Source organism: Streptomyces sp. NPDC025806 (assembly GCF_055558275.1).
Map to the genome: position 1 here is coordinate 360,213 of NZ_JBVHMU010000002.1, position 24,273 is coordinate 384,485.

The window sequence follows — 24,273 nt, forward strand, 5'->3', positions numbered from 1 at the left end:
TCGCCGGAAAGGACGGCACCACGGAGCGGGGCGAAGGGAGCGGACCACGATGGCGAAGCACACGGGCCGGAGGGCGATCGTCGTCGGCGGCGCGACGAGGGCCGGTCTCGCGATCGCCAAGCGCCTCGTCGAGGGCGGCGCCCACGTTCTCCTGATCCAGGGACGGCAGCACGAAGTCCCGGACGCCTCAGCGCAGTTGGGGCGCGCCGCATCCCTCATGCTCTGCGCGATGACGGCCGGGGCGCTCACGGAGGCCGCCGCGACGCACGCCTTCGGCGCGGTCGACATGCTGTTCGTGGACGCCGAGCCGGAACCCGGCACCGCCGGCCCCGGCCCGTACGCCGTCGCGGTCCGGGCCCTGGCCCCGCTGGTCACGGACGAGGGCGCCGTCGTCCTCACCACGACTTCGGTGGACCGCTGCCTGCCCGGCATGCCGGACGCGGGCGCACACGCGACCACGGTCGCGCAGGCCCGCGCCTTCGCCGGGACGCTCGCGGTCGAACTCGCCCCGCGCGGCGTCCGCGTGAACACCGTCTCGCCCGGAGCCATCGACAGCTTCGCCCACGACGAGACCCGAGCGCCCCGGCCGGTCACGGCGTCTGTGCCCCTCGGACGGCGCGGGTCCGTCGACGACGTCGCCCGGGCCGCGCTCTTCCTGGCCGCCGACGCCACGTTCACCACCGGCACCGTGCTCAGCGTCGACGGCGGACTCGGCTGCGCCGACCTTCGGCGGCGGGGGTGTCCGGGGCCCGGGCACTGAGCCCGGGCCCGCCACCGGCCCCCGCCTCCTCCGCACCCTCCCTCATGAGCAGAACTGGACGCCTCGCCATGCCTTCGACCGAATCCACCGCATCCACCGCATCCGCAACACCCCTCGAATCCACCGCATCCGCCGGAGCGCCCGAGACACCCCATCGGACCGCCCCGCCGCCGTCCCCCGGCACCGGCCGACTGCCGCTCCCCGCGCTGCTCGCCCTCGCCACCGCCGTCTTCATCACCAGCCTCACCGAGACGCTCCCCGCCGGGCTCCTGCCCGCGATGAGCTCCGACCTCGGCGTCGGCGAGTCGGCGGCCGGACAGACCGTGACCGTGTACGCCCTCGGCACCGCGCTGACCGCCATCCCGCTCGCCGCCGCCACCGCCCGCTGGTCGCGCAAGCGCCTGCTGCTCGCCTCGATGACCGGGTTCGCCGCGGCCAACACGGTCACCGCCCTGTCGTCGGCGTACGCCCTGACGATGTCGGCCCGGTTCGTCGCCGGTGTCGCCGCCGGACTGGCCTGGGCGCTGCTCGCCGGATACGCCCGGCACCTGGCGCCGCCGCACCTGGAAGGGCGGGCCGTCGCCGTGGCGATGGCCGGCATCCCTGTCGCGCTGTCGCTCGGCGTCCCCGCCGGGACCTTTCTCGGACAGGTCGTGAACTGGCAGACGGCGTTCCTCGTCATGACCGGACTGACCCTGCTCCTGCTCGCCTGGATCGCCGCCCTCGTCCCCGACCAGCCGGGCCGGGAGCGCTCCGCCGGCACGCCGATGCGGGCCGCGCTGCGCGTGCCCGGGGTGCTGCCCGTGCTGACCGTCACCTTTGTCTTCGTCCTGGCGCACACGATCCTCTACACGTACATCGCCACCCTCCTCGGCGCCGCCGGCCTGGCCGACGCCACCGACACCGTGCTGCTCGTCTTCGGCGTCGCCTCGTTGCTCTCCATCTGGATCGTGGGCGCGCTCATCCACCGCCGACTGCGGGCCCTCACCGTCCTCAGCACCCTCCTCGTCGCGGGCGCCGCCACGGCCCTCGCCCTGGGCACCGACAGCACCCCCGTCGTCTACGTCGCCGCCGCACTGTGGGGACTCGGCTGGGGCGGCGTCCCGACCTTGCTCCAGACCGCCGCCGGTGACGCGGCGAGGGACGCCGCCGATGCCGCGCAGGCCGCGCTGGTCACGCTCTGGAACGCGGCGATGGCCGCCGGCGGGCTGATCGGCGGCCTCCTCCTCGACCTGTTCGGCGCGCGGTCCTTCGCCTGGAGCGCGCTCGCCCTGCTCATCCCGGTCCTCGCGGTGGTCCTGGCCGCCCGAGCCCACGGCTTCCCGTCGACCAAGAACCGCACGGCCTGAACTCCGGCCCCGCTCCTGCCACTTCCACCTCTCACACACCACCCGAAAGGCACCGTCATGACCACCCGCACCCTCTTCGAAGCCACCCGCCTCGGCACCCTCGACCTGCCCAACCGCCTGGTGATGGCCCCCATGACCCGCAACCGCGCCGCCGCCGACGGCACACCCACCCCGATCATGAGCGAGTACTACGCCCAGCGGGCCGGCGCCGGACTGATCATCGCCGAGGCCACGACCCCGAACGCGGTCGGCGCGACGTATCCCGACATCCCGGCCCTCTACGACGACCGGCACGTCCAGGGCTGGCGGGCGGTCACCGGCGCGGTGCGCGAGGCCGGCGGACGGATGTTCCTGCAGCTCCAGCACGGCGGCCGGATCGGACACCCGGAGACCAGCGGCCACCATCCGGTGGCACCCTCCCCGGTCCCGTTCCCCGACCCGATGCACACCCCGTCCGGTTCGCGCCCGCCCGTCGTGCCGCGCGAGATGACGGTCGACGAGATCCACGCCACCGTCGAGGACTTCGCGAACGCGGCGCGCCGTGCCGTCGAGGCCGGATTCGCCGGCGTCGAGGTGCACGCCGCGAACGGCTACCTGCTGCACCAGTTCCTCGGCCAGGACACCAACCGGCGCACCGACGCCTACGGCGGACCGGTCGCCCACCGCATCCGGTTCACCGTGGAGGTCGTCCGCGCCGTCGTCGACGCGATCGGTGCCGAGCGGGTCGGGGTCCGCATCGCCCCCGGTGTCACCGCGAACGCCATGGCCGAGGACGACACCGAGGCCATCTACCCGGAACTGGTCGCCGCCCTCGCCGAGATCGCCCCGGCCTACCTGCACATCGTCTTCGCCGACCCGGACCAGCCCCTGTTCCACGCACTGCGCGCCGCCTGGCCCGGCACCCTCGTCGCCAACCCCGTGCTGGGCTGGGGCGGCCCCCTCCCCGAGGACGGCGGAAAGGCCGCCGGTGAACGCCTCCTCGCCGCGGGCGCCGACCTGATCGCTCTCGGCCGCCCGTTCCTCGCCAACCCGGACCTGGTCCACCGCCTGCGCACCGGTGCTCCCGTCAACCAGGTCCGCGACCACGGCCTGATGTACACGGGCGGCCCCGACGGCTACACCGACTACCCGACCCTGGACGACCCCCGGGACACGACGCCGCGCACCGCCCTCGCCACCACGGGCGCGTGACCTGCGATTCACGCCCCGCGAACCGGCCCGGACCCCGCCCAGGGGCCCGGGCCGCACGCACACCCCATGATCAGCCGTCGAGAGCGCACCCGGTGGTGGCACGGGCGTAGGCGTACAGCGCCCGGACGACCTCCGCGTGGGTGCGGCGGCCCGAGAGGACGTCCATCTGATAGCCGTCCTCCATGGCCAGCAGGCTCGCGGCGACCAGGCGCGGAGGATCGGTGAGCGTGAAGTGGCCCTGGGCGGCACCGAGGACGAGCACCGCCTGGTACACGGACACCTGACGCTCGCTCAGCGCGCTGTCGAGCGCGGCCGCCTTGGGGTCCCGGAGCGTGCGCGGCCAGTACTCGAACAGCAGCCGGGGGAGCCGGTCCTCGGGCCCGTCCGCGACCCCGGAGGCGATGCAGGTGCGCAGCCGCTCACGGGCGTCCTCGTGCCGCTCGGCCGCCTCTTCGCGATCGCGGCAGAAGCGCTCGATGGCCTGCTGGAACGTCTCGTACATCAGCGCGTCGAGGTCGTCGTAGTAGTAGAGGACCGCGGCCGGTGTGACACCGGCCGCCTCCGCCACGTCCCGCAGCCGCAGGCCTTCGAGGCCACGGCTGAGCAGAGCGTGCGCGGCGGCCTCGCCCAGCTGGGCTCGCCGTCCGTCCTGGTCCTTGCGTCGTGCCACCGGCTCCCGGCTCCCTCGCTCGTCCCTCGCTCCAGTGCCTCTTTCGCTGAAGCATGCGCAAAAGATACCTGCCTCGGTGTTGACGGCCCTCTCGGCGTTTCATTAAATCTTCGTTTAGCGAATGCGGGGCTCTGGTCCGAGTGACCCCGCCCGCTTCCCCCGCCCTGCCCGAAACGTCCTGCCGGAGGTCGTCATGACTGTGGAATCCCCGCCCTCGAAGGGGCTGCGTGACGGCTCGGTCGGCCTGCTCGCCACCGTCGCGCTCGGCCTCGCCTCGGTCGCGCCCGCGTACAGCATCGCGGTGACGCTCGGCCTGGTGACCCTCGTGATCGGCGACCTGGCCCCGGCCGCCCTGCTCCTCGGCTTCGTCCCGATCCTCCTGACGGCCTTCGCCTTCCGCGAGCTCAACCGGGAGATGCCGGACTGCGGCACGACGTTCGTGTGGAACACCCGCGTGTTCGGCCCGGCCGTCGGCTGGATCGCGGGCGGCTGGACCGTCCTGTTCGCGACCGTCGTCGCGATGACCGCGCTCGCCGAGGTCGGTGCCGCGGCCCTCCTCGGCCTCGTCGGAGCCCCCGACAGCACCGCCGCCGTCACCGCCGTGGCCGTCGTGCTGATCGCCCTGAGCACCGCGGTCGCCCACCGAGGGGTGCAGCTCGCCGCCCACGTCCAGTACGTGATGCTCGGCCTGCAACTGCTCGCCCTGTTCGCCTTCGGCGCCGCGGCCCTGACCCACGAAGGCGCGGCCGGCGTCTCGCTCGCCTGGCTGAACCCCTTCGCCGTCGGCGGATTCGGCCCGTTCGCCGAGGCCGTGCTGCTCTGCCTGTTCATCTACTGGGGCTGGGACGCGCTGATCACGTTCAACGAGGAGTCCGTCGACAGCGCCCGCACGCCGGGCCGCGCGGCCCTCGTGTCCACGCTCGTCCTGCTGGTCACCTACCTGTTCACGGCCTTCGCCACCGTCTCCTTCGCCGGCACGGCCGGCGCGGGCCGGCGCCTCGCCGACCCGGACACGGCGGCCGACGTGCTCACCGGCCTGGCGCCCGCCGTCCTCGGCGACACGTTCGCCAAGGTGGTGACGCTCGCGATCGCCGTCTCCGCCATCGGGGCGCTGCTGACCTGCTCCACCTCCACCCCGCGCACCACGCTGTCGATGAGCGCGCACGGAGCCCTCCCCGCCGCGTTCGCCCGCATCCACCCGCGCCACCGCACGCCCGCCTTCGGCACCGTCTTCTTCGGCGTCGTGGCGGCCGGCTTCCTCGTCCTGCTCACCCTGCTGTCCGCCGACTTCCTCGCCGACGCGGTCCTCTCGATCGGCCTGCTCATCGCCTTCTACTACGGCGTCACCGGCCTCGCCTGCGCCTGGCACTTCCGCCGCGACCTCACCCGCTCGGCGCGCGACGCGCTCCTCAAGGGCGTCTTCCCGGCGCTCGGCGGCCTGATGATGCTCGCGGCCTTCGCCCGCAGCGCCTACGACATGGCCGACCCCGCCTACGGATCCACCCGACTCGGCGGCATCGGCGGCGTGTTCCTCCTGGGCGTCGGCTCCATCGTCCTGGGCGCCCTCGTGATGGTCTGCGTCGTCCGCCCCCGCCACGCCGGCTTCTTCCGCGGCGGCCGCACGGCCGTGACCCGCCTCTCCGTCACCGACAACTGACCCGGCCGGTCCCGAACCGCGGGCACGGCAACCGAAAGAAGAGAACCCTGAGCACCATGCGCACCCTCACGATCGCAGCAGTCCAGACCACACCCGTCCCGTACGACCTGGAGGCCACCTGGGAGCGATTCAGCGACCGCGTGCGGGCCGTGCGCGACACCTTCCCGCACGTCCAACTCGTCGTCGTGCCCGAACTGTTCCTCGCCGCCGAGGCACCCCTGCTGCAGGCCCGCCCCGACTGGGCGAGACAGAACGCCGTCACCGTCCCGGGCCCGCTCACCGACCGGATCTGCGCCCTGGCCCGCGAGACCGGCCTGTGGCTGATCCCCGGCACCGTGTACGAGCGGAACCCCGGCGGCGACCCGTACAACACGGCCCTCGCGATCTCACCGGAGGGCGAGATCGCCGCCCGCTACCGCAAGGTCTTCCCCTGGCAGCCCTACGAACAGACCACCCCGGGCGGCGAGTTCGTCGTCTTCGACCTGCCCGGCATCGGCCGCGCCGGGCTCGCCATCTGCTACGACGGATCGTTCCCCGAGACCGCCCGGCAACTGGCCTGGCTCGGCGCCGAGGTCATCATCCAGCCCACCCTGACCACCACCCGCGACCGCGAGATGGAACTCGTCTGCGCCCGCGCCAACGCCTGGACCAACCAGGTCTACGTCGTGAACCTGAACGCCGCCGACCCCGCCGGTGTCGGCGCGAGCACGATCGTCGACCCCGAAGGCATCGTCCGCCAGCAGGCCGGCCCCGGTGAGGAGGTGCTCGTCGACGTCCTCGACCTGGACGCCGTGACCCGGGTCCGCGCCCACGGCTCGGCGGGCCTGAACCGCCCCTGGGCCCAACTCGCCCGTCACGGGCAGGACATCCACCTGCCGATGTACGGCTCCACCTTCCAGCCGGCACCTGCTCCGCTCCCGCCGGCGCGGTAGCGGTGGACGGAGTGGCCGGCGCGCGACCCCGCGCCGGCCGTCTCTAGCCCGGTCCTCCCGTGCCCGTCAGCCGAACTTGGCCTGGAGCGCCGCGAGTCCGGTGCCGTACGTGCCGTCACCGAAGACCGACTCCACCTGGGTCGCCGCCTCGTCGCTGGACTCGTAGCGCGCCGACCACACCACCTCGGAGCCCTCCGCGTGCGTCCGGACCGCCAGCGTGGCGACGTAGTCGGTGATCGGCAGCATCGGGTCGAGGACCGTGTACGTGTACGCCGCGTGGTCCAGGGAGCCGGCGGCCGGCGCGAGGAGTTTCTCCCGGGCCACCACCTTGCCCTCGACGGCGAACACCCGGATGTCGCCGTCCTCGGCGTCGACCGTGGACGGGGGCACGTACGGGTGCCAGTCGCCGAGGCTGTGGAAGTCGCCGATCACCGACCAGACGGCGGCGGGCGCCGCCGGGAGCACGACGGAACGCGTCAGGGTGCGCCGGGAAGAGGTCACCAGGCACCGTCCCCGCGCAGCACCGCGTCGGCGCCGCCGTCGATGAAGACGACCTGGCCCGTCACATGGGTGTTGACCGGCGAGGTCAGCCACTCCAGGAGCGGCGCGACCTGCTCGGGCGTGGCGTGACCGTGCAGCGGCATCGGGACGCTCGCGTCGACGACCTTGCGCATCTCGGGGTCGTCCAGCATGGGCTGGGTCATCGGCGTCACGATGGTGCCGGGCGCGATGGCGTTGAGCGGGATGCCCGCGCCCGCCCACTCCTCGGTGATCGCGGTGCGGCGCAGCCAGCGGGCGACGGCCTGCTTGCTCGAACCGTAGATGAGGTGGCCCTCGCCGCGGTCGGCGGCGGCCTGCGCGGCGGCGACCGCGGCGTCCTCGTCGTCGGCGAGCACGGCGTCGACGATCGCCGGGTCGGCGGGGTGCACGGAGGCGACCGAGGAGACGACGACCGCGCGCGGGTCGGTCCCGGCCGCGAGCAGCGGGCGCAGTCCGGTCAGCGTCGCGAACGCGCCGAAGCAGTTCACGCGGACGGTGAGCGGGGTGAACCGGGACAGCCCGGCGCAGGCGATCACGGCGTCGAGCCGACCGCCCGTCAACTCGGTTGCCCGCTCGACCAGTTCGGCACGTCCTTCGGGGGTCGCGAGGTCGGCCGAGATGTCGGCGCCCTTGAGGTCGGCCCCGATGACCCGGTGCCCGGCGGCGCGCAGCCGCTCCACCGTGGCCCTGCCTATACCGGAGGCGGCTCCGGTCACCAGATGCGTACGAGACATGTCGACGATCGCTCCTTCGCGGCGTGGTGCGGCCGCCGGAGGCTTCCCGCCTACGACGACCCCTGCGCGTCAACATATGCCTATGTGGCACAACGTGCCAAGATGCGTGGGGTCGGGTCCTCGGCTCAGGCCACGGAGAACCGGAACGGCTCGCGGGGCTCGTAGCGGGCGGTGACGTCCCCGGCGAGTCCGTCGGCGCTCAGGTCGAGGCGCGCGGCACGGGTGAAGTCGACGTCGCCGAGGTGGGTCCAGACGATGTCGGGGCTGAAGGAGGACTCGAAGGCGTACACGCCGTGGGTGAGGTCGGCGAGCGTGCGCCAGATGGTCATGGAGATGTTGGGCCGGGCGGGGTCGGGCGTGCCGAAGGGCTGGGCGGCGTTGCGCATGACGCTGAGCAGGGCGGCGTAGGCGCGGGCCGGCGTCTCGGCGGCGGGGAGGCGCCGCAGGTAGTAGGCGGCGCGCACGAAGCGGTCGGCCGCCTCGGTCGTGCCGGGCAGGGGCCTCGTGCCGCCGAAGCCCTCGTACTGGTTGAGGTGTTCGAGCTGCTCGTCGAAGGGCGGGGAGTTGGTCATCACGGTGTATGAGCGGCCGTGGTGGATCCGCGGCTCACCGTCCAGGATCTCGATGATCGCCGAGTCGCCCGTGGCGTCGTCGAGGGCGAGGTGCACCGTGCTCCACGTCCCGGACCGGGAGTCGCCCTGCGGTCGGACCTGGAACGGCTCGGCGACCAGGGAGGACACCGCCTCGGACACGGTGGCGAAGCGGTCCAGGAAGTACTGCGTCCACAGCGAGACGCTCAGCGCCGGCCGTGCGGGATCGCGGTCGCCGTAGTCGGACTCGGCCAGCCACAACAGGTGCGCGGCCAGCCCGGCCTCGTTGACGCCGTCGGTCGTGGCCGCGTCGTACGCCGTCGCCACGACGCTGCCGTGGCGGGCCGTCCAGCGCAGTGGTTGCGGATCGTCCGGCCCGACGCCGATCCGCTCGGCGCCGCGCGGCAACACCCACAGATTGGTGTCCAGGCGCTGTTTCCAGTCCATGTTCCGGCCGACCACGACCGGCTGCCCGTCCGCCTGCCACAGCACACGTGTACACATGCGGCCACGCTAGGCCGGACCGGCACCACCCGCACGCGGAGCGTACGACGGGACGTTCGACCCGCGCCCTAGAAGCGCGGATCGACCTCCCGGCGGCGCTTCGTGTCGATCTCCCAGCCCGGCTGCCGGCCCCGGTGCGCCTCCTCGTAGTGGATCGGCATCGAGAACCGGGCCTCCCGCATGGCGCCGTCGTATTCCTCCCCGAGGCACAGGAGGTAGCCGCACGTGGTGCAGCGGGCGAAATGGATGGTGTCCCTGCCTTTGGGCCTGCCCATGGGCTTCTCCCTCGACCAGTTCCGGCTGACGCGCGCGGCGCCGGCCCGACCACTTGGATAGTTACACTTTCCAACCTGGTGGGCCGACGGGGTAGCCCCTGGGTGAGATTGTCCGGATCCCGTCGTCCAGGGCCGGGCGCTCCGGGTCAGTCGGTGACGAACCAGTTGTCCTTGAGGTACTCCAGGGTGCTGCTGCCGAGCTCCTCCTCCTTGAACGTCACGGAGGCCTTGACGGCGGAGGTCGGGATCTCGACGTTCTCCGCCGAGCGCACCATCACGCCCTGAGGGTCGACCGTCGCGGTCTGCAGGGCCTTCTTCTGCGCCGGCGAGATCATCTGGAACGTGACGCGGAACGTCGAGGTGCAGGGGCCGAACCCCTCGTCCTCCGCCTGCTTCGCGGCCGGGCCGGCGATCTCGCAGACGGTGTCGATGTCCTCGCGCCCGACCGCGTGGAGATACTCCTCGTACCGCTGGATCGCGCCCTCCTTCGTCCTGGGCGCGGGCTGGTCGCCGGTGGGCGCGGCCGACGGCTTCGCGGACGACGGCTGTTCGGCCGGAGCGGACGGGGACGGTGTGGCGTGCGGCGTTCCGTCCTGCGCGGACGACGGCGCCTGCGAAGGCTTCGACGCGGCGTCGTCCTTCGCGTCTCCGGGCCCGCACGCCACGGCCCCGAGGACCACACACGTCGAGACCGCCAGCTTCACCAGCGTCGGAGTCAGCGTTCGAGCATTCATTCCGTCCCCCAGGGGCAGTCGGCAACAGAGGGGGTCACGCAGGAACGGACTCGACGGTTCCCGCGCCTGCTCCCCTCCCTCGGTCTGCTGTCAAGCGGGCCGCGGCCGACGGGAGTTCACCAGGGGCGGATCGGGTGGACGCCCGTGCGGCGGCCGTCGTCGGTCAGCAGGTGGCCCATGCGCTTCACGGTGTGCAGGCCCACGATCCGGTCGGTGACCGTCAGGGAGGGCAGACGGGCGCACAAGGCGGTCTCGCGGCGCTGGATGTCGCCCAGGTCGTGCACCCAGAGCGTGGTGAAGATGTTCGCGGCGCCGGTGACGGCGGCGACCAGTCGGCACTCGGGCAGGGCCGCGAGCGTCCGGTGCACGGCGGCGGTGTCGCGGGCGGGGACGCGGCCCAGGAGCGACACGGGCACGGGCCGCCCCGCGAGAGCGTCGGCGACGTCGCAGCGGAAAGTCAGCACCCCCGAATCGGTCAGCCGCCGCAGACGTCGCCGTACCGTCGCCGGGCTGCTGTCCGCGTGCGCGGCGAGCGCGGCGAGACCGAGCCGCCCGTCCCGCACCAGGGCGTCGAGCAGCGCACGGTCCACCCCGTCCAGCTCGGTGGTCGGGACGGCCTCCGGGCCGCCGGGGCCGCCCGCGCCGAGGGCCGTGAGCTGGGCCGGATCCAAGGAGCGCAGGCGCCAGCGGCTGCCCTCCACGTAGAGGGACGTGGCGAAGAGGCAGTCGACGGAGACGAGGTCGGGCAGCGGTTCGAGGTCCTCCGTGAGGAAACGGCCGAGCGCCGGCAGGTCCGGGGCGAGCACGTCCAGCAGCAGATCGGCGCTGCCCGGCGCGGTCAGCTCGATCGTGGCCGCCTCCTCGAAGGCGCACAGCCGCTCGGCCAGCCGCCTCCGGGTCCCCGGCCGGCAGCGCAGCAGGACGAACGCGGTGCAGCGGGTCCGCGAGAACTCCCGGCCGGGCGCCGCCGATACCCAGGCGAGCCCCTCACCGGACAACCGGTCCCAGCGCCGGGCGAGGGTGCCCGCGGTGACACCGAGCGGCGCGGCGAGTTCCGCCCAGGCGGCCCGAGGCCGCAACTGCAGCGCGTTCACCAGAGCGAGATCGAGCTCGCTGATGACCGTTTCTTGCATGCGCCGTCCTCCCCGTGCACGATTCCGTCGACTTTCCTGGCCGCTCCGGCCGTGGCGAGCACAGTAGCCAGCACTTTCGGTTCCGGCCACCAGAAGGGGTGCGCACTGTGAACTCAGTCCCGGTGATCCCAAGAACGAGCGCGGGCGACCGTGTCGGCACAGGTCGCGGCATGCTCGCCGCGATGGCGGTCGTCGTCGTGTTCAGCGGCGTCGTGCAGGGCTATCTCACACCGCTGCTGCCCGAGCTCGGCGCTCGGCTCGGCATCGACGGCGTGGGGCAGAACAATCTGTACCTGCTGGCACAGGCGGCGTTCGCCGTGCTCACACCGCTGCTGTCCCGCCTCGGCGACCTGCACGGTCACCGGCGGCTGCTGCGCATCGCCCTCGCCATGGTCGCGCTGGGTTCCCTGCTCATGGCGCTGCGGCCCACACCCCTGACGCTGGCCGTGGGCATGGTGCTCCAGGGCGCCGTCGTCGGCTTCTTCCCGCTGCTCGCCGGGATCCTGCGCTCGCGCGCCCCCGAACGAGGCCGCACCGGCATGTCCCTCCTCGTCGGCGCCCTGCTCATCGCCATCGGCGTCGGCGGCCTCGTCGCCGGGGCGCTCAGCGAACAGCACGCCGTCGCCGGACTCTGGACCGCCGTCCCCGTCGCCGTGCTCGCCGTCGCCGCGGGCATCGCGCTGCCCGACAGCGACGGACCCCGTGGCGGACGCTTCCACTACGGCGCGGCGTGCCTCCTCACCGTCGGCCTGACCGCCCTCGTCCTCGTCCTCGCCCAGGGCGGCACCTGGGGCTGGACCGCACCCCGCACGCTCGGCCTCGGCGCCGCGGCCGTCCTGGTCCTCGCGGCCTGGGCGACCGTCGAGCGGCGCGCGCAGCACCCGCTGGTCAACGTCCGGATGCTCGGCGAGCGCCGCCTCGCCGTGGTCAGCGCCCACACCTTCTGCGCCGCCTTCGGCACGATCGGCTTCCTCGGGGCGAACGCCCTGTTCCTCGGCGCCGACCCGGCCGAGACCGGTTACGGCATGGGACTCGGCCCGCAGGCCATCGCCACCGTCTCCCTCGCCATGGTCGTCGCGGGCTTCGCCGGATCCACCGCGACCCCGCGCCTCGCCCGCCGCATCGGCGACCGCGCGGTGCTCGGCACCGGCGGCGCGCTGATCGCGCTCGGCTTCCTCGGCATGCTCCTCTTCCACGCCACGCTGACCCAGTACGTGGCCTGCGCCCTCCTCGTCGGCCTCGCCACCGGCCTGTTCGAGTCGATCACCCGCACCCTGTCGGCCGAGATCGTGCCCGCCCACCAGACCGCCCTCGCCGTCGGCCTCAACGAACTCGCCCTCTCCCTGGGCGCCGCGATCGGCGCCGCCGTCATCGGCGCGCTGTTCGCCGCGCACCGGCTCGGCGCCCACATCGGACTCGACGGCTTCCTGTGGAGCTGGGGCGCCTGCGCCGGCGTCGCCCTGCTCGGCTCGGCCGCCGCCCTCGCCTACGGCCCCGCCCCCGCCCCCGTTCCCGCCCATCCGGAACCCCTCACCGTCGACGGAGAACCCGCATGACCGCCCCCGCCCCGGACGCTCCCCGCGAAGCCGTCCTCCACGCCGTCCGCACGTACGCCGGACAGCTGACGGAGCTCAGCCACGGCCTGCACGACGACGCCGAGCCGGCCCTCCAGGAACACCGGTCGGCGGCCCGCGTCGCCGCCCTCCTCGACACGGCCGGCTTCGCCGTCACCCGCCCCCTGGCCGGACTGCCCACCGCACTCCAGGCGACATACGGCACCGGCGAGCTCGTCGTGGCTTTCTGCGCCGAGTACGACGCCCTGCCCGGCCTGGGCCACGCCTGCGGGCACAACGTGAACGGCGCCGCGTCGGTCGGCGCCGCCCTCGGCCTCGCCGCCGTCGCCGACCGCCTCGGGATCACGGTCCGCCTGATCGGCACCCCCGCCGAGGAGGACATCGGCGGCAAGGTCCTGCTCCTGGAGTCCGGCGTCTTCGACGACGTCGCCGTCGCGATGATGGCGCACGCCGCCCCCGAGGACAGCGTCTGCGCCTCCTCACTGGCCATCGGCGCCTGGGACGTCGCCTTCCACGGCCGCCCCGCGCACGCCGCCCTCGCCCCCTGGGAAGGCGTGAACGCCCTCGACGCCCTCACCGTCGCCCAGACCGCGATCGGCCTGCTGCGCCAGCAGCTCCCGCCCGGCTCCCTGGTCCACGGCGTCATCACGGCCGGCGGCGACGCCGTGAACGTCATCCCCGAACTCACCCGCGCCCGCTACGAGATACGCGCCCCCGACCTCGAACAGCTCGCCCTCGTACGCGACCGGGTCCACGCCTGCTTCGAGGCGGGCGCCCTCGCGACCGGCGCCCGTCTCGAACTGGAGCCCCACGGCAAGGACTTCGCCGAACTCCACCAGGACCCCTTCCTGTCCGAGGCCTACACGGCGGCGGCCCGCTCCCTCGGCCGCGACCCGCGCTCCCGCCACGGCGAGACGATGGCCTCCACCGACATGGGCAACGTGTCCCGCCTCGTCCCCTCCATCCACCCGACGATCGGCTACGACACCGGGGGAGCGAAGCAGCACACCGCCGAGTTCACGGCCTACGGAAAGAGCCCGGGCGCCGACCGGGCCGTCCTCGACGCCGCCGCGGCGATGGCGCTGACCGCCGTGACGGCGGCCGGCGACCCGGACCGACGGCGACGCCTGCTCGACGGGGTGGCGGCCCGGCGGCCGGCCCTCGTCGACGCCCGGCCGCGGTGACGCGGAGCCGCCGGTCGTCAGCGCGCGGCGGCCGCCAAGGTGGGCTCGAAGTCCTTGTTGGTGCGGCAGCCCAGGTTCTCGTAGGTGTTGATCTTGGTGTCCGGGTCGGTCTTCACGAGGTGGTACTTGCAGGCCCCCTTGATGTGGCTGCCGGAGACGCCGCCGGGGAAGTCGATCTCCTTGTTCCAGAGATAGGGCGACTCGTACCCGTTGAGATGCGCGGTGGCGTTGACGTCGATGCCGCCCGGCGCCTCGATCTCGTAGACCCAGCCGGTCTTCGCCGCACCGTACGTGGCGAACTTCTCCGCGACCCACTTCTCACAACTGGTGCTGAGATGCGCGGTGTTCTGGCCGCCCCCCTTGACGATGTACTCGTCGAGCGGCGTCATGGCCTCGCCGCGCGGCGCGAAACCGTCCTCGAAGAGCTGCTCGACATTCTCGCGGGTGTCGCCGCGCCACAGCGTGTTGGTGTCGTCGCGCCACTGCCAGTTCTCGTCGACAGCGGCGCGGTGCACGGCCGGAGCGATGGTGGGGGAGGTGGTGGTGCGCCACCAGTCGAAGGGGCGGAACCCGGTGACGGGCCCGCACGGGCCGGTGTCCGGTGCCTGCGCGACGGCGGTGGTCGGGCGGTGGTCGGCGGCGTCCGCCGGGGCGGCGAGGGCCAGCGGGCCCGTGGCGAGCGAGGCGACGGCGAGCATGCGCAGAACTGCGGAGAACATGGTGACGGCCCATCAGTTGATCAACAGGATGGACTCTGTATATCCGCGGACACCCGTGCCGGAGGGGAGTGCCGCCCCGAGAAGGCGGGCGGTCACTCCCGGGGCGGCAACAGTCATATGTTCACGGCGCGCCCCGCTCCGACTCAGACGGACCGGCGGTCGCCCTGGTCGTCGCAGGGGAGCGCGGAGGCGGGGTGGTGGGCGAGGAAGTCGCGGGTGGCCTGGCGTTCGGCCTCGGTGATCGAGGTCGGCTTGACGTCGATGATGCCGCCGAAGGGCCGGTCGACGTCCCGGATGACGCACAGGGCCGTCGTCAGGAGGGCGGTGATGACGACGAGCGCGATCAGCTGGCCGCGGTTGTTCCTGCGGGGCAGGCAGATACCGAGGGCCACGACCGTGATGACCAGGGTGATGAGGAGGAACCAGAGGATGGCGCTGGGGATGCTTGCGGTCGCCTGGGTGAGACGCTCCTCGCGCTCGTCGGAGCGCTTGTTGTCGGCGGCGACCAGCATCCCGAACACCGGCTGGCCCGCGAGGTCCTCGAAGGTCTGCCGGAAGTCCGTGGACCACACGCTCGGGGCCGGGGACCCCTCGCCGTCGGCCATCGCGGGCCACTCGCGGACGCGGACGGCGCGGGCGTAGCAGACGGCCGCGGCCTGGATCCGGGCGCGCTCGGAGTCCGGCGCGTACTCGGCCGTCTCCACGATCTGGTCCAGGGCCCGGGCCTCGCCGCGCGAGGCCACCTCGGCCTTCCCGTACGAGCCGTTGGCCGTGACGAGGACGAAGCTCAGCAGCAGGACGGTCATCGTCAGGAGCGGACCGACGAGGTCCTTCACCGCCATGCCCGTGCCGTCGTCCTCGTTCAGCAGCCATGGTCGCAGCCAGCGGTTGGCAGCGAGCCCGGCGAGCAGGGCCAGTACGGCGACGACGATGACGAGGACCACGAGCGGCCACCTCCGAGGGGCGGTGAGGGGGGTTCCCGGTACGGGCGAGCATCGTGATCATGTACGTCTGAAGGGGCCTGTGAACTGCGGAAACGTTCACCTGCCGCCACATGGACGAATCCCTTGACCCGGCGGGAGCAGGCGCCGCGCCGCACTCCGCGCCGCACCTCGACGGCTACGCGCCGGGCGAAAGACCGGACCGCTCACCCGTCCCCGACGCACAGTGGTGCCCATGCTGAACCGAGTAGCCGTCCTGTCCGACATCCACGGAGTTCTGCCGGCCCTGGAGGCGGTGCTCGCCGAGCCGGACGTCGCCGCCGCCGACCACATCGTGCTCACCGGCGACATCGCCGCCGGCCCGCAACCGGCCCAGGTCCTGGACCTGTTGACCGGCCTCGGCGACCGCGCGACCTGGATCAGCGGCAACGCCGACCGCGAACTCCTCGAATTCCGCCAGGGCCGACGGGACACCCTTCCCGACCCGATCGCCCCCTGGGCCGCCGCACAACTCCGTGAGGCCGATCTCGCCCTCCTCGCCGCGCTCCCACGATCCGTCACTCTCCCTGTGAAGGGGCTGGGGAAGGTCCTGTTCTGCCACGCCACCCCGCGCGACGACGAGGAGGTCGTGCTCGTCGACTCCCGCCTCGACCGCTGGGAGGAGGTCCTGGAGGGACTCGAACCCGAGGTCCGCACCGTGGTCTGCGGCCACACCCACATGCCGTACGCCCGCCTCGCCCACGGCCGGCTGATCGTCAACCCCGGCAGCATCGGCATGCCCTACGGCCGCACCGGAGCCCACTGGGCCCTCCTGGGCCCGGGCGCGGAACTCCGCGTCACCCCCTACGACCTCGAAGCCGCGGCGACCCGACTGGCCCGGGACTCCTCCTACCCCGACATCACCGCCTGGTCCGACTCCTACCTGAACGCCCGCGTCACCGACGCGGACGCCCTCACGGCCTTCGCCCCGCGCGACGGACGCGTCGGTGCTCCCTGACCTTTCACGGTGATCACGAGCGCCGTTCCGTTCGGTATACCGTTTGCCGATGTTGGACAGACGGACTCATGATCTGACCGACGGCGCCCCGCGGGTCCCGTCGGTCTGGCGTGCCCCGGGCATGCCCGCCCTGCTCGGTTCGACCGGGCTCGGGTTCGCCGGTGTCTCGCTGCTGATGCCGGTCGCCCCGCTCTGGGTGCTCGACGGCGGGGCCGACGCGTTGGGCGCCGGTGTCGTCAACGCCGTGATGATGCTCTGCACCGTGGTCGCCCAACTCCTCGTCGGGCGAGCGCTGCGACGGATCGGCTGGCGCCGGACGCTCATGCTCGGCGCCGTTCTGCTCGGAGCACCCGCGCCGGCCCACCTGCTCACCGACGACGTGCGGGCGGTGACGGCACTCGCGGCGATCCGCGGCCTCGGCTTCGGGATCATCACGGTCTGCGGCGCCACGGGAGTCGCCGCGCTCGTCGAACCCGCACGCCGTGGCCGCGCCGTCGGAGCCTACGGACTCGCCATCGCGGCACCGCAGTTCCTGCTCATCCCCGTCGCACCCTGGCTCGCCGAGAGCGTCGGGTACGGGCTGGTCTTCACCGCCGCGGCCGTGCCCCTGGCCGCCGTCGCACTCGTCCCCTCCGTGGCCCGCGCCCTGCACACCCACGACGACCCCGGAGCCGGTGCGACCCCGTCCGGTCCGCCACCCGACCGCGCCCACCTGCGCCGCGCCCTCACCGGGCCGATCGCCGCGCTGCTCGCGATCACCTCGGCCGGCGGAGCCGTGCTCACCTTCACCCCGAGTCTCGCCCCCGACCCGGTCGTCGTGGTCGTGGCGCTCCTGGTGTTCACGGGAGCCTCGGCGTTCTGCCGCTGGGCCTTCGGCGGCTTCGCGGACCGGCGCGGCGCCGCCCCGGCGATCGCCCCGCTCCTCCTGCTCGGCGCCGCCGGGCTCGCCGCGATCGGCGCGGGAACGGCCAGGGACGCGGACACCACCGCAGGCGCACTGCTGATCGGCGGAATGCTCGCGCTGGGCGTCGCCTACGGAGGCTTGCAGAACCTCACGCTCGTACACGCCTTCACGGCAGCGGGGGAGGACGCGCGATCGACCGTCGGCACCGCCTGGAACGTCGGTTTCGACGCGGGCACCGGACTCGGCGCCCTCGCAGCCGGCGCGGTCGCCGCCTCGACCTCCTACACCCTCGCCTACGCCGTCCTCGCCACCGTCACCGCGCTCGTGGGACTGGCCTGGCTCACGGCCGGTCGCAGGACCTGACGGGAGCACGCGGATTCCGCGCGATTAGTGTCTCGGGAGCAAGGCCGACGCGACGGGCGAGGGCCGCGACGGAAACCGCTGGATGAGGAGTGCCTGGTGCCGGTGCTGATCGAACACCTCGAGAACCGGCTCGGACGCATGGCCGGCGCCTGGTCACCTCGCGACGGCGCTCCGACCGGTACGCCCCAGGTGGCCGCGTTCCGGGACGGCCGGCTCGAACGGGTACAGGCGTTCACCACGATCGGCCTGTCGCGGACGCCGTTGCGGTCCCCGCACTCCGATCGCCACCACCACCTGGAACTCCTCGCCTGCGCCTACGTGAAGGACGGCGAGGACCACGGCCCGCTGCCCGGAGTCGTGGAGTTCGTGGCCGAGCGCATGGTGGCCGGGGGACACGCGGTCCTGCGCGGTGACGTGATCCCGCTGCCGGCGCCTCTCCCTGGCGGCAGCAAGACGGCCCTCTACGCCGCACTGCCGGTCTACTTCGACGACGCGTTCTTCTCCGTGACGATCGAGAACGGCAGTGAGGTCGGGATCGTCTGGCTCGTCCCCGTCACCTCGACCGAGGCGGACTTCGTCCGGGCCAGGGGCCGGCAGGCCTTCGAGCAGGCACTCGTGGCCCAGGATCCGGACCTTCTCGACCTCGACCGCGCGGGCCTGGACCTGTGACCTGCCCTTCCGCCGGCCGGGGCTCCCTCACCCGGTCTCGCCGCCGAAACTGATCTCGTTGCCGTCCGCGTCCCGGTAGACGACCTTGGTCACGCCGCCGGCGTAGGTCTCGCGCCTCACCGGTTCGATGCCCCGCCGGGCGGCCCCGGCGACCCGTTCGCCGAGGTTGTCGACGAACGACAGGACCAGGGCGTTCCCCGCCCGGCGCGCGTCCTCCACGATGTAGACGTGACGGTGCTCCGCCACCTCCCACACGGCCTCGATGTCGTTCGGCTGCATCGAGGCCGGGGCGCCGAGGAGTCGCTCGTACCAGGGCAGGGCCACGGCGTAATCGGTGACGGGGATCCCCGCGAAGAGGTCCAGTGCCATGTCGTCGTCATCCAGGAGAGCGGTCGGGAGTCTCTGTCCGCGTCTCTGCGTGTGGGTTGGCTACGGTGACCATTGATCAGCTGTCGACCCGTCAGAGAGTGGGAGCACCCCCGATGATGCCGCCCTTCTGTCCCATATGTCGCGTCCCCTCCCGGCTTTCGGACTTCGCGTACGAGGACTTCACCCTCGTGTACTTCAAGCCCACGACGACGTATCCGGACGACTGGGCCGGACACCCGGAGAACTGCGAGTGGTTCTGCCCCACACACCTCCCCCTCACGCAGGGCCTGACGGACCTGCCGGTGAGGGAGGCGATGAAACGCATCCAGGCGAGGCTGCGCGCGACGACGGGGCGGGAAGCCCAGGAGTGACGTCGACGTCAGGTCCGGCGGTGGCCGCCGGGGCGCGCACGCTCCTCCCGCCGCGCGAGGAACGGCACGTCCACACTGAGGCGTTCCGGGGGTGCGGACGGCCGGTCCGGGGGCCCCATCACCATCAGCGGATCGAACATCACGATGGCGCCCGCGACGACCAGGAAGCCCAGCGGGCCGATGAGCATCGGGACGAGCATGTCGAAGGACGAGCTGGTGAGGTACGCGGGGGTGCCGGCCCCGTGCAGGTGGACTTCGAGGGCCGCCATGCCCGTGTAGTGCATGCCGGTCACCGCGACGCCCATGATCAGGCTCGCGCCCAGGCTCCACACGAGGCCCCTGTCCTGAACCGCCGCCCACAGCGCCGCGGTCGCGGCCACGACGGCGATGACCAGCGACAGGGCGACGGTGGAGGTCTCGTAGTCGAGCGAGGCCCCGCGCACGGTCATGGCGGCCATGCCCAGGTAGTGCATGCCGCCGACGCCCAGGCCGGTGATGACGCCGCCGGCCAGGAGCGCCGGCGCGGTCGGGCCCTGGAAGCCGACGATGAACACGCCCACGCTCACCACGGCGATGGCCACGGCCAGACTGGCGTAGGTGATCGTCCACTCGAACTCGACGCGTGCGCCGGCGACGCTGAAGCCCATCATCGCGATGAAGTGCATCGTCCAGATTCCCGAGCCGATGGCCCCGGCGCCCAGAGCGAGCCAGGCCGGGCGGCGGCGTGAGCGGTCGAACCTGAGGGAGCGGGTGGTGCAGCGCAGCCCCAGTGCGCTGCCGAGGTACGCCATGGCGTACCCGACGGCGGGTGTCACGGCCCCGTAGGTGAACCCGTCGATGGTGCCTTCCATGAGAAGCGCAGCCTTCCTGGCCGATATGGAGGGACGAGGAAGGTCAGCCCCCGCCCGCGTTGTGGCAACTGCCGTTCGGAACCGCGCAGTTGGTGGTGCGGCGAGGAGTATGGCAGCGGAACGACCCGTCCGGAATCACGAAGCCGCCACGGGTTCCCCGCCGAGCGGCCCGGACGCGGGCATGATGGGGGACATGACCCGGATCGCCCGCCGTATGCACGAGCTCCTGGAACCCATCTGCCTGGTCACCTTCTTCGCCGACGAGTGCAACCAGGAGCTCGCCGCGCTCGGCCACCGCACCTACTGGGACGGTTACTTCGCCAGCCGCGCCGCGCCTCTCGGGAGGGTTCCGGCGCAGGTCGTGCACGCGGCGTTCTACAACTTCGCCGACGGGGAAGTCGCGCGGCACATCCCCAGCGCCTGGGAGACGATCCCGCCCGAGGAGTCCCTCGCCGCGCGCGAGCGGGGCAGCGCGGCCTCCCTGCGACGCATCCTCGGTGCCGAGCTCACCGGCTCCCCGGGCCTGGTGCGCGCCGCCGACCTGACCGCCAGGGCCGCGGCGACCGCTCCCACCGAAGGCCGCGTCATGTACGCGGGCATGCGCACCGTCCCCGTGCCGGAGGACCCGGTCGCCCGGCTCTGGCACTGCGCGACCACGCTGCGCGAACACCGCGGAGACGGTCACATCGCCGCCCTCCTCGGCGAGCGCATCGGCGGCACGGAGGCGCACGTGCTCTCCGCGCTGGAACAGGGCATCCACCCGCCGGAGTCCTTCGGCCGCATCCACCACCTCCCGAAGGAGCGGCTCGCCGCCGTCATGAACGGCCTGCGCGAGCGCGGGATCGTCGACACCGACGGTCGCTTCACCGACGCCGGCCGCGCGCTGAAGCAGCGCGTCGAAGCCCTCACCGACGACCTCGCCGCCCCGCCGTACGAGGCGCTCCCGCCCGCCGAACTCGACGAGTTGATCGAGGCGCTCGAACCGATCACCGCGAAAGTGGTGGCCGCGGGGTCACGCTGACGAGCGGGCCGGACGGGGGAGCGGAGCGGCGCGTACGCGGGCCCACCACTGAGCCGCCGCCCTGTCCCTCGGGCGGCGTCTCAGGCGTGCCGTCGGCAGAAGTCCCGTACGGCCCGGTTGAACTCCTCGGGCCGTTCCAGGTTGCTGAGGTGCCCCGCGCCGGGGACGACGACGAGTTCGGCTTCCGGGATCGCGGCCCGGAACTGCCGGGCGACGGTGAGCGGGGAGCGTACGTCCTGTTCCCCCCACAGCAGGAGGGTCGGCACCGAGACGGCGGGTAGGAGGTCCCGCTGGTCGGTCGCGGCCATGAGGGCCAGTTGGGCCCGCAGGGTGTCCGGTCGGGCGGCTGCGGCCATCGTCTCCAGCAGTGGAACGTACGCGGGCGGCGGCGGACCCGCGAACAGTCCCGGTACGGAGGCCGGAGGGGCCCCGGTCGGCGACGCGTCCAGCATCCGGCGCACACCGGTGACGCGGGCCGCCACCTCTTCGGCCGGCAGGGAGCCCCTCCAGCCGGCGTAGGTGTCGGCGAGGACCAGGGTCCGGACGAGGTCCCGGTGGTGGCGGTAGAACTCCAGGGCGACGGTCCCGCCCCAGGAGAGCCCCGCGACGTGAGCCGGTCCGATCCGCAGTGATTTCACGAGCGCGGCGAGGCAGTGGGCATAGTCCGCGAGGGTGAAGGCGGCAGGCAGAGCCCCGGAGCGTCCCGCGCCGGGTTCGTCCCACGCCACGACCGTGAACGCGTCGGACAGCGCGTCGAGTTGAGGTGTCCAGACACGGGCGTCGTCACCCGCGCCGTGCAGCAGGACCAGGAGTGGCCCGGCCCCCGCACGGTCGTACGCGAGGGTCAGCCCGCCGGCCCGCACGGTCGCCATGTCACCAGGCTAGGCCTGCCCGTCGGCACTGTCGCGGTGCGGTGCGTGCCTCGGACTCCGGCGTGGGGGAGTGCTGGGGTCAACTGGCCTGCGTACAGCCCTGATTGTGAAACGGGGACAGTCCCTGTATCTTCCCCGACAGGAAACGTGGACAGCCCCCGTTTCTCGTTCGACCAGATTTCGACGAGAGGTCGACCCATGAGTGAAGAACACCGCGCCGGTGCCCCGGGCCAGAGCCCGCCCCGCCCCGCCGGCAGCAGGACCTGGCACCGCCCCGGCGCGGTGCTCGCGATCGTCCTGGCCCTCCAGACGATGCTGATCCTCGACGTGAACGTCGTGAACATCGCGCTCCCCGACCTGAAGGAGGCCCTCGGCTTCACCCCGACCGGCCTGTCCTGGGTCCTGAGCTCCTACCTGCTCGCCTTCGGCGGACTGCTCCTCCTCGGTGGCCGCGCCGGCGACGTCCTCGGCCACCGCCGCGGCATGGTCGTCGGTGTCACCGTGTTCACCGCCGCCTCGCTCCTCGGCGGCCTGTCCACCTCGGCCGGCATGCTGCTCGCCGCCCGCGCCCTGCAGGGCGTCGGCGCAGCCTTCGCCGCACCCACCGTCCTCGCCCTGATCGCCACCCACTTCACCGATCCGGCCGCCCGGGCCCGCGCGCTGGGCCTGTACGCGGCGGTCTCCGGATCGGGCGCCGCCATCGGGCTCATCGGCGGCGGACTGCTCACCGACTGGCTCTCCTGGCGCTGGGTCCTCTTCATCAACGTGCCGGTCGGTATCGCCCTGTTGATCGCGGCCCCGCTGTTCATCCGCGAGACCGAACGCACCCCCGCCCGCTTCGACCTGGGCGGCGCCCTCACCTCGACCATCGGCACCACCGCCCTGGTCCACGGCTTCATCCGCGCCGCCGACAGCGGCTGGGCCGACCCGCTGACCCTGCTCTCCTTCACCCTCGCGGTGGTCCTGCTCGCCCTGTTCGTGGTCGTCGAGACCCGTGCCGCGCAGCCGATCACGCCGCTGCGCCTGTTCGCCGACCGCAACCGCGCCACCGGCTACCTCGTGCTGCTGTTCGTGATGGCGGCCGGCAACGCGATGTTCTTCTTCCTGACCCAATTCCTGCAGGAGGTCCGGGACTTCACCCCGATCCATGCCGGCCTGGCCTTCGTCCCGCTGGCCGTCCTGATCCTCGCCGCGTCCGGTCTCGCCGCCAAGGCGCTGCCCCGGACCGGCCCGCGCGTCCTGACCGCCGTCGGCGCCGCGGCCATCAGTGTCGCCCTGATCTGGTTCGCCCGGATCACCCCCGACGCCGACTACGTCTCCGCACTGCTCGCGCCCATGCTCATCGCCGGGCTCGGCATGGGCACCCTCCTCGTCGGCGTCACCACGATCCTGATGTCGGGCCTCGCCCCGCAGGACTCCGGCGCCGCCTCCGGCCTGCTCAACGTGATGCAGCAGATCGGCGGCGCGCTCGGCCTGGCCATCATGGTCACGGTCTTCGGCGCCGCGAGCCGCAGCGCCCGCGGCGAACTGCCCTCCGGACTCACACCCCGGCAGGCGGCCGACCGAGTCCTCACCGAGGGCGTCACCACCGCGTTCACCTGGGGCGCGGGATTCACCGCCCTCACCATCCTGCTCACCCTCGTGATGCGCACCGCTTCCGCGGGCGGAACGGACGGCACTGAGCCGGAGCCGATCCCTGAGTCGGCCCCCGAACCCGCCGCGGGGCGGCAGGGATAGGATGCGGGGCCGCACCCCGCTTCCGGTGCCGCCCCGTCACCCACGGGAGCGGCACCGCGCCCCGCACGGCCGCCGAGGAGAAGACAGCCCGATGCGCGCAGACGCCCGCCGCAACTACGAGCGCCTCCTGACCGAAGCCAGGAAGGCCTTCGACGAGCACGGCATCCACACCTCGCTCGACGACATCGCCAAGCAGGCGGGCCTCGGCAACGCCACCCTGTACCGCCACTTCCCGACCCGCGAGAGCCTGTTGGAGACGATCCTGCGCGACAGCCTCGCCGAACTCGGCGACACCGCGCAGAACCTGCTCACCGCGCAGCCGCCCGGAGCGGCGCTGGCCACCTGGGTGAAGGCCGCCGTCGCGCACGCCACCACGTACCGCGGGCTGGTGACCACGCTGATGGACAGCCTCAAGGACGAGACCTCCGACCTCAACAGCGCCTGCACCGCCATGCAGTCGGCGGGCCGCCGCCTGCTGGAGCGGGCCCAGCAGGCGGGAGAGGTGCGCGGCGACATCACGGCCACCGGCCTGTACGCCATGATCGCGGCGGCGGCCTGGACCCGCGAACACGCCCCGCAGGAGACGGACCAGGTCCTCGCCGTCCTCCTCGACGGCCTCCGGACCCGCTAGA

At 72.9% G+C, this 24,273-nt stretch carries 26 protein-coding genes; 14 read left to right on the forward strand and 12 right to left on the reverse strand.

Annotation, left to right across the window (positions count from 1 at the left end; genetic code table 11):
- Nucleotides 1–49: 49 nt before the first annotated feature.
- From ACZ4E1_RS05230 to ACZ4E1_RS05240, 3 genes are all read left to right on the forward strand, one after another.
- Nucleotides 50–760 carry an SDR family NAD(P)-dependent oxidoreductase gene (locus ACZ4E1_RS05230; protein ID WP_467535999.1) on the forward strand — a complete coding sequence of 237 codons (711 nt, stop codon included), beginning with the start codon at nt 50–52 and terminating at the stop codon, nt 758–760.
- Nucleotides 761–828: 68 nt separating this feature from the next.
- Nucleotides 829–2,109, forward strand: a complete 1,281-nt coding sequence (locus tag ACZ4E1_RS05235) for an MFS transporter (RefSeq protein ID WP_467536001.1) — start codon at nt 829–831, stop codon at nt 2,107–2,109.
- Between the two features lie 57 nt (nt 2,110–2,166).
- Complete coding sequence (locus ACZ4E1_RS05240) at nt 2,167–3,300, forward strand: alkene reductase (RefSeq protein WP_467536003.1); 1,134 nt, start codon at nt 2,167–2,169, stop codon at nt 3,298–3,300.
- A gap of 70 nt (nt 3,301–3,370) precedes the next feature.
- On the opposite strand, the gene ACZ4E1_RS05245 is transcribed toward ACZ4E1_RS05240, so the two are convergent.
- The gene (locus ACZ4E1_RS05245; RefSeq protein WP_467536004.1) at nt 3,371–3,970 is read right to left on the reverse strand and encodes a TetR/AcrR family transcriptional regulator; all 600 of its coding nucleotides are present in this window, start codon (nt 3,968–3,970) and stop codon (nt 3,371–3,373) included.
- A gap of 193 nt (nt 3,971–4,163) precedes the next feature.
- Between ACZ4E1_RS05245 and ACZ4E1_RS05250 the strand changes: the two genes are divergently transcribed.
- Both ACZ4E1_RS05250 and ACZ4E1_RS05255 read left to right on the forward strand, forming a co-directional pair.
- Complete coding sequence (locus ACZ4E1_RS05250) at nt 4,164–5,627, forward strand: APC family permease (protein ID WP_467536005.1); 1,464 nt, start codon at nt 4,164–4,166, stop codon at nt 5,625–5,627.
- A gap of 56 nt (nt 5,628–5,683) precedes the next feature.
- Nucleotides 5,684–6,559 carry a carbon-nitrogen hydrolase family protein gene (locus tag ACZ4E1_RS05255; protein WP_467536007.1) on the forward strand — a complete coding sequence of 292 codons (876 nt, stop codon included), beginning with the start codon at nt 5,684–5,686 and terminating at the stop codon, nt 6,557–6,559.
- A 66-nt stretch (nt 6,560–6,625) separates the two neighbouring features.
- On the opposite strand, the gene ACZ4E1_RS05260 is transcribed toward ACZ4E1_RS05255, so the two are convergent.
- The 6 genes from ACZ4E1_RS05260 to ACZ4E1_RS05285 form a co-directional block, all read right to left on the reverse strand.
- On the reverse strand, nt 6,626–7,060 hold the full coding sequence (locus ACZ4E1_RS05260; RefSeq protein WP_467536008.1) for an SRPBCC family protein: 435 nt from the start codon (nt 7,058–7,060) through the stop codon (nt 6,626–6,628).
- Nucleotides 7,057–7,833: an SDR family oxidoreductase gene (locus tag ACZ4E1_RS05265; protein ID WP_467536009.1), complete on the reverse strand. Its 777-nt coding sequence runs from the start codon at nt 7,831–7,833 to the stop codon at nt 7,057–7,059. The genes ACZ4E1_RS05260 and ACZ4E1_RS05265 overlap by 4 nt, the downstream gene beginning before the upstream one ends.
- Nucleotides 7,834–7,958: 125 nt before the next feature.
- Nucleotides 7,959–8,927: a linear amide C-N hydrolase gene (locus ACZ4E1_RS05270; RefSeq protein ID WP_467536010.1), complete on the reverse strand. Its 969-nt coding sequence runs from the start codon at nt 8,925–8,927 to the stop codon at nt 7,959–7,961.
- 68 nt (nt 8,928–8,995) lie between these two features.
- Nucleotides 8,996–9,202, reverse strand: a complete 207-nt coding sequence (locus tag ACZ4E1_RS05275) for a hypothetical protein (protein ID WP_467536011.1) — start codon at nt 9,200–9,202, stop codon at nt 8,996–8,998.
- Nucleotides 9,203–9,348: 146 nt separating this feature from the next.
- Nucleotides 9,349–9,936: a hypothetical protein gene (locus ACZ4E1_RS05280; protein WP_467536012.1), complete on the reverse strand. Its 588-nt coding sequence runs from the start codon at nt 9,934–9,936 to the stop codon at nt 9,349–9,351.
- Nucleotides 9,937–10,052: 116 nt separating this feature from the next.
- Nucleotides 10,053–11,069: an Lrp/AsnC family transcriptional regulator gene (locus ACZ4E1_RS05285; protein ID WP_467536013.1), complete on the reverse strand. Its 1,017-nt coding sequence runs from the start codon at nt 11,067–11,069 to the stop codon at nt 10,053–10,055.
- A 170-nt stretch (nt 11,070–11,239) separates the two neighbouring features.
- On the opposite strand from ACZ4E1_RS05285, the gene ACZ4E1_RS05290 reads away from it, so the two are divergent.
- Nucleotides 11,240–12,625 carry an MFS transporter gene (locus ACZ4E1_RS05290; protein WP_467536014.1) on the forward strand — a complete coding sequence of 462 codons (1,386 nt, stop codon included), beginning with the start codon at nt 11,240–11,242 and terminating at the stop codon, nt 12,623–12,625.
- Nucleotides 12,622–13,827, forward strand: coding sequence for a M20 family metallopeptidase (locus ACZ4E1_RS05295; RefSeq protein ID WP_467536015.1), 1,206 nt, complete (start codon nt 12,622–12,624; stop codon nt 13,825–13,827). Before ACZ4E1_RS05290 ends, ACZ4E1_RS05295 begins: the two co-directional genes overlap by 4 nt.
- A 17-nt stretch (nt 13,828–13,844) precedes the next feature.
- Here the strand turns inward: ACZ4E1_RS05295 and ACZ4E1_RS05300 are convergent, their stop codons facing one another.
- Nucleotides 13,845–14,546 carry a scabin-related ADP-ribosyltransferase gene (locus ACZ4E1_RS05300; protein ID WP_467536016.1) on the reverse strand — a complete coding sequence of 234 codons (702 nt, stop codon included), beginning with the start codon at nt 14,544–14,546 and terminating at the stop codon, nt 13,845–13,847.
- 143 nt (nt 14,547–14,689) lie between these two features.
- Nucleotides 14,690–15,490: a bestrophin-like domain gene (locus tag ACZ4E1_RS05305; protein ID WP_467536017.1), complete on the reverse strand. Its 801-nt coding sequence runs from the start codon at nt 15,488–15,490 to the stop codon at nt 14,690–14,692.
- A 232-nt stretch (nt 15,491–15,722) separates the two neighbouring features.
- Here ACZ4E1_RS05305 and ACZ4E1_RS05310 point away from each other — a divergent pair, with 232 nt between their 5' ends.
- From ACZ4E1_RS05310 to ACZ4E1_RS05320, 3 genes are all read left to right on the forward strand, one after another.
- Nucleotides 15,723–16,484, forward strand: a complete 762-nt coding sequence (locus tag ACZ4E1_RS05310) for a metallophosphoesterase family protein (RefSeq protein ID WP_467536023.1) — start codon at nt 15,723–15,725, stop codon at nt 16,482–16,484.
- 49 nt (nt 16,485–16,533) lie between these two features.
- On the forward strand, nt 16,534–17,751 hold the full coding sequence (locus ACZ4E1_RS05315; RefSeq protein WP_467536025.1) for an MFS transporter: 1,218 nt from the start codon (nt 16,534–16,536) through the stop codon (nt 17,749–17,751).
- 96 nt (nt 17,752–17,847) lie between these two features.
- On the forward strand, nt 17,848–18,420 hold the full coding sequence (locus ACZ4E1_RS05320; RefSeq protein ID WP_467536027.1) for a suppressor of fused domain protein: 573 nt from the start codon (nt 17,848–17,850) through the stop codon (nt 18,418–18,420).
- 27 nt (nt 18,421–18,447) lie between these two features.
- Here the strand turns inward: ACZ4E1_RS05320 and ACZ4E1_RS05325 are convergent, their stop codons facing one another.
- Nucleotides 18,448–18,789, reverse strand: coding sequence for a VOC family protein (locus ACZ4E1_RS05325; RefSeq protein ID WP_467536029.1), 342 nt, complete (start codon nt 18,787–18,789; stop codon nt 18,448–18,450).
- Between the two features lie 113 nt (nt 18,790–18,902).
- Between ACZ4E1_RS05325 and ACZ4E1_RS05330 the strand changes: the two genes are divergently transcribed.
- The gene (locus tag ACZ4E1_RS05330; RefSeq protein ID WP_467536031.1) at nt 18,903–19,160 is read left to right on the forward strand and encodes a hypothetical protein; all 258 of its coding nucleotides are present in this window, start codon (nt 18,903–18,905) and stop codon (nt 19,158–19,160) included.
- Nucleotides 19,161–19,168: 8 nt separating this feature from the next.
- Here the strand turns inward: ACZ4E1_RS05330 and ACZ4E1_RS05335 are convergent, their stop codons facing one another.
- Complete coding sequence (locus tag ACZ4E1_RS05335) at nt 19,169–20,011, reverse strand: MHYT domain-containing protein (RefSeq protein ID WP_467536033.1); 843 nt, start codon at nt 20,009–20,011, stop codon at nt 19,169–19,171.
- Between the two features lie 193 nt (nt 20,012–20,204).
- On the opposite strand from ACZ4E1_RS05335, the gene ACZ4E1_RS05340 reads away from it, so the two are divergent.
- Entirely contained in the window at nt 20,205–21,032 is an 828-nt protein-coding gene (locus ACZ4E1_RS05340) for an SCO6745 family protein (RefSeq protein WP_467536035.1), read from the forward strand.
- A gap of 80 nt (nt 21,033–21,112) precedes the next feature.
- Here ACZ4E1_RS05340 and ACZ4E1_RS05345 read toward each other — a convergent pair whose 3' ends face one another.
- Entirely contained in the window at nt 21,113–21,904 is a 792-nt protein-coding gene (locus ACZ4E1_RS05345; protein WP_467536036.1) for an alpha/beta fold hydrolase, read from the reverse strand.
- Between the two features lie 198 nt (nt 21,905–22,102).
- Here ACZ4E1_RS05345 and ACZ4E1_RS05350 point away from each other — a divergent pair, with 198 nt between their 5' ends.
- A complete protein-coding gene (locus ACZ4E1_RS05350; RefSeq protein ID WP_467536037.1) occupies nt 22,103–23,641 on the forward strand; it encodes an MFS transporter in 1,539 nt (512 codons plus the stop codon).
- A gap of 91 nt (nt 23,642–23,732) precedes the next feature.
- Nucleotides 23,733–24,272: a TetR/AcrR family transcriptional regulator gene (locus tag ACZ4E1_RS05355; RefSeq protein WP_467536039.1), complete on the forward strand. Its 540-nt coding sequence runs from the start codon at nt 23,733–23,735 to the stop codon at nt 24,270–24,272.
- The last annotated feature ends 1 nt before the right edge of the window (nt 24,273 follow it).

Bases quoted from the DNA above. Each gene is read 5' to 3' on its own strand.
- ACZ4E1_RS05315 (WP_467536025.1), top strand. From the start codon at position 16,534: ATGTTGGACAGACGGACTCATGATCTGACCGACGGCGCCCCGCGGGTC.
- ACZ4E1_RS05345 (WP_467536036.1), bottom strand. From the start codon at position 21,904: ATGGCGACCGTGCGGGCCGGCGGGCTGACCCTCGCGTACGACCGTGCG.
- ACZ4E1_RS05265 (WP_467536009.1), bottom strand. From the start codon at position 7,833: ATGTCTCGTACGCATCTGGTGACCGGAGCCGCCTCCGGTATAGGCAGG.
- ACZ4E1_RS05240 (WP_467536003.1), top strand. From the start codon at position 2,167: ATGACCACCCGCACCCTCTTCGAAGCCACCCGCCTCGGCACCCTCGAC.
- ACZ4E1_RS05250 (WP_467536005.1), top strand. From the start codon at position 4,164: ATGACTGTGGAATCCCCGCCCTCGAAGGGGCTGCGTGACGGCTCGGTC.
- ACZ4E1_RS05340 (WP_467536035.1), top strand. From the start codon at position 20,205: ATGACCCGGATCGCCCGCCGTATGCACGAGCTCCTGGAACCCATCTGC.
- ACZ4E1_RS05290 (WP_467536014.1), top strand. From the start codon at position 11,240: ATGCTCGCCGCGATGGCGGTCGTCGTCGTGTTCAGCGGCGTCGTGCAG.
- ACZ4E1_RS05285 (WP_467536013.1), bottom strand. From the start codon at position 11,069: ATGCAAGAAACGGTCATCAGCGAGCTCGATCTCGCTCTGGTGAACGCG.
- ACZ4E1_RS05295 (WP_467536015.1), top strand. From the start codon at position 12,622: ATGACCGCCCCCGCCCCGGACGCTCCCCGCGAAGCCGTCCTCCACGCC.
- ACZ4E1_RS05255 (WP_467536007.1), top strand. From the start codon at position 5,684: ATGCGCACCCTCACGATCGCAGCAGTCCAGACCACACCCGTCCCGTAC.
- ACZ4E1_RS05310 (WP_467536023.1), top strand. From the start codon at position 15,723: ATGCTGAACCGAGTAGCCGTCCTGTCCGACATCCACGGAGTTCTGCCG.
- ACZ4E1_RS05355 (WP_467536039.1), top strand. From the start codon at position 23,733: ATGCGCGCAGACGCCCGCCGCAACTACGAGCGCCTCCTGACCGAAGCC.
- ACZ4E1_RS05325 (WP_467536029.1), bottom strand. From the start codon at position 18,789: ATGGCACTGGACCTCTTCGCGGGGATCCCCGTCACCGATTACGCCGTG.
- ACZ4E1_RS05235 (WP_467536001.1), top strand. From the start codon at position 829: ATGCCTTCGACCGAATCCACCGCATCCACCGCATCCGCAACACCCCTC.
- ACZ4E1_RS05350 (WP_467536037.1), top strand. From the start codon at position 22,103: ATGAGTGAAGAACACCGCGCCGGTGCCCCGGGCCAGAGCCCGCCCCGC.
- ACZ4E1_RS05230 (WP_467535999.1), top strand. From the start codon at position 50: ATGGCGAAGCACACGGGCCGGAGGGCGATCGTCGTCGGCGGCGCGACG.
- ACZ4E1_RS05335 (WP_467536033.1), bottom strand. From the start codon at position 20,011: ATGGAAGGCACCATCGACGGGTTCACCTACGGGGCCGTGACACCCGCC.
- ACZ4E1_RS05280 (WP_467536012.1), bottom strand. From the start codon at position 9,936: ATGAATGCTCGAACGCTGACTCCGACGCTGGTGAAGCTGGCGGTCTCG.
- ACZ4E1_RS05330 (WP_467536031.1), top strand. From the start codon at position 18,903: ATGATGCCGCCCTTCTGTCCCATATGTCGCGTCCCCTCCCGGCTTTCG.
- ACZ4E1_RS05270 (WP_467536010.1), bottom strand. From the start codon at position 8,927: ATGTGTACACGTGTGCTGTGGCAGGCGGACGGGCAGCCGGTCGTGGTC.
- ACZ4E1_RS05275 (WP_467536011.1), bottom strand. From the start codon at position 9,202: ATGGGCAGGCCCAAAGGCAGGGACACCATCCATTTCGCCCGCTGCACC.
- ACZ4E1_RS05300 (WP_467536016.1), bottom strand. From the start codon at position 14,546: ATGTTCTCCGCAGTTCTGCGCATGCTCGCCGTCGCCTCGCTCGCCACG.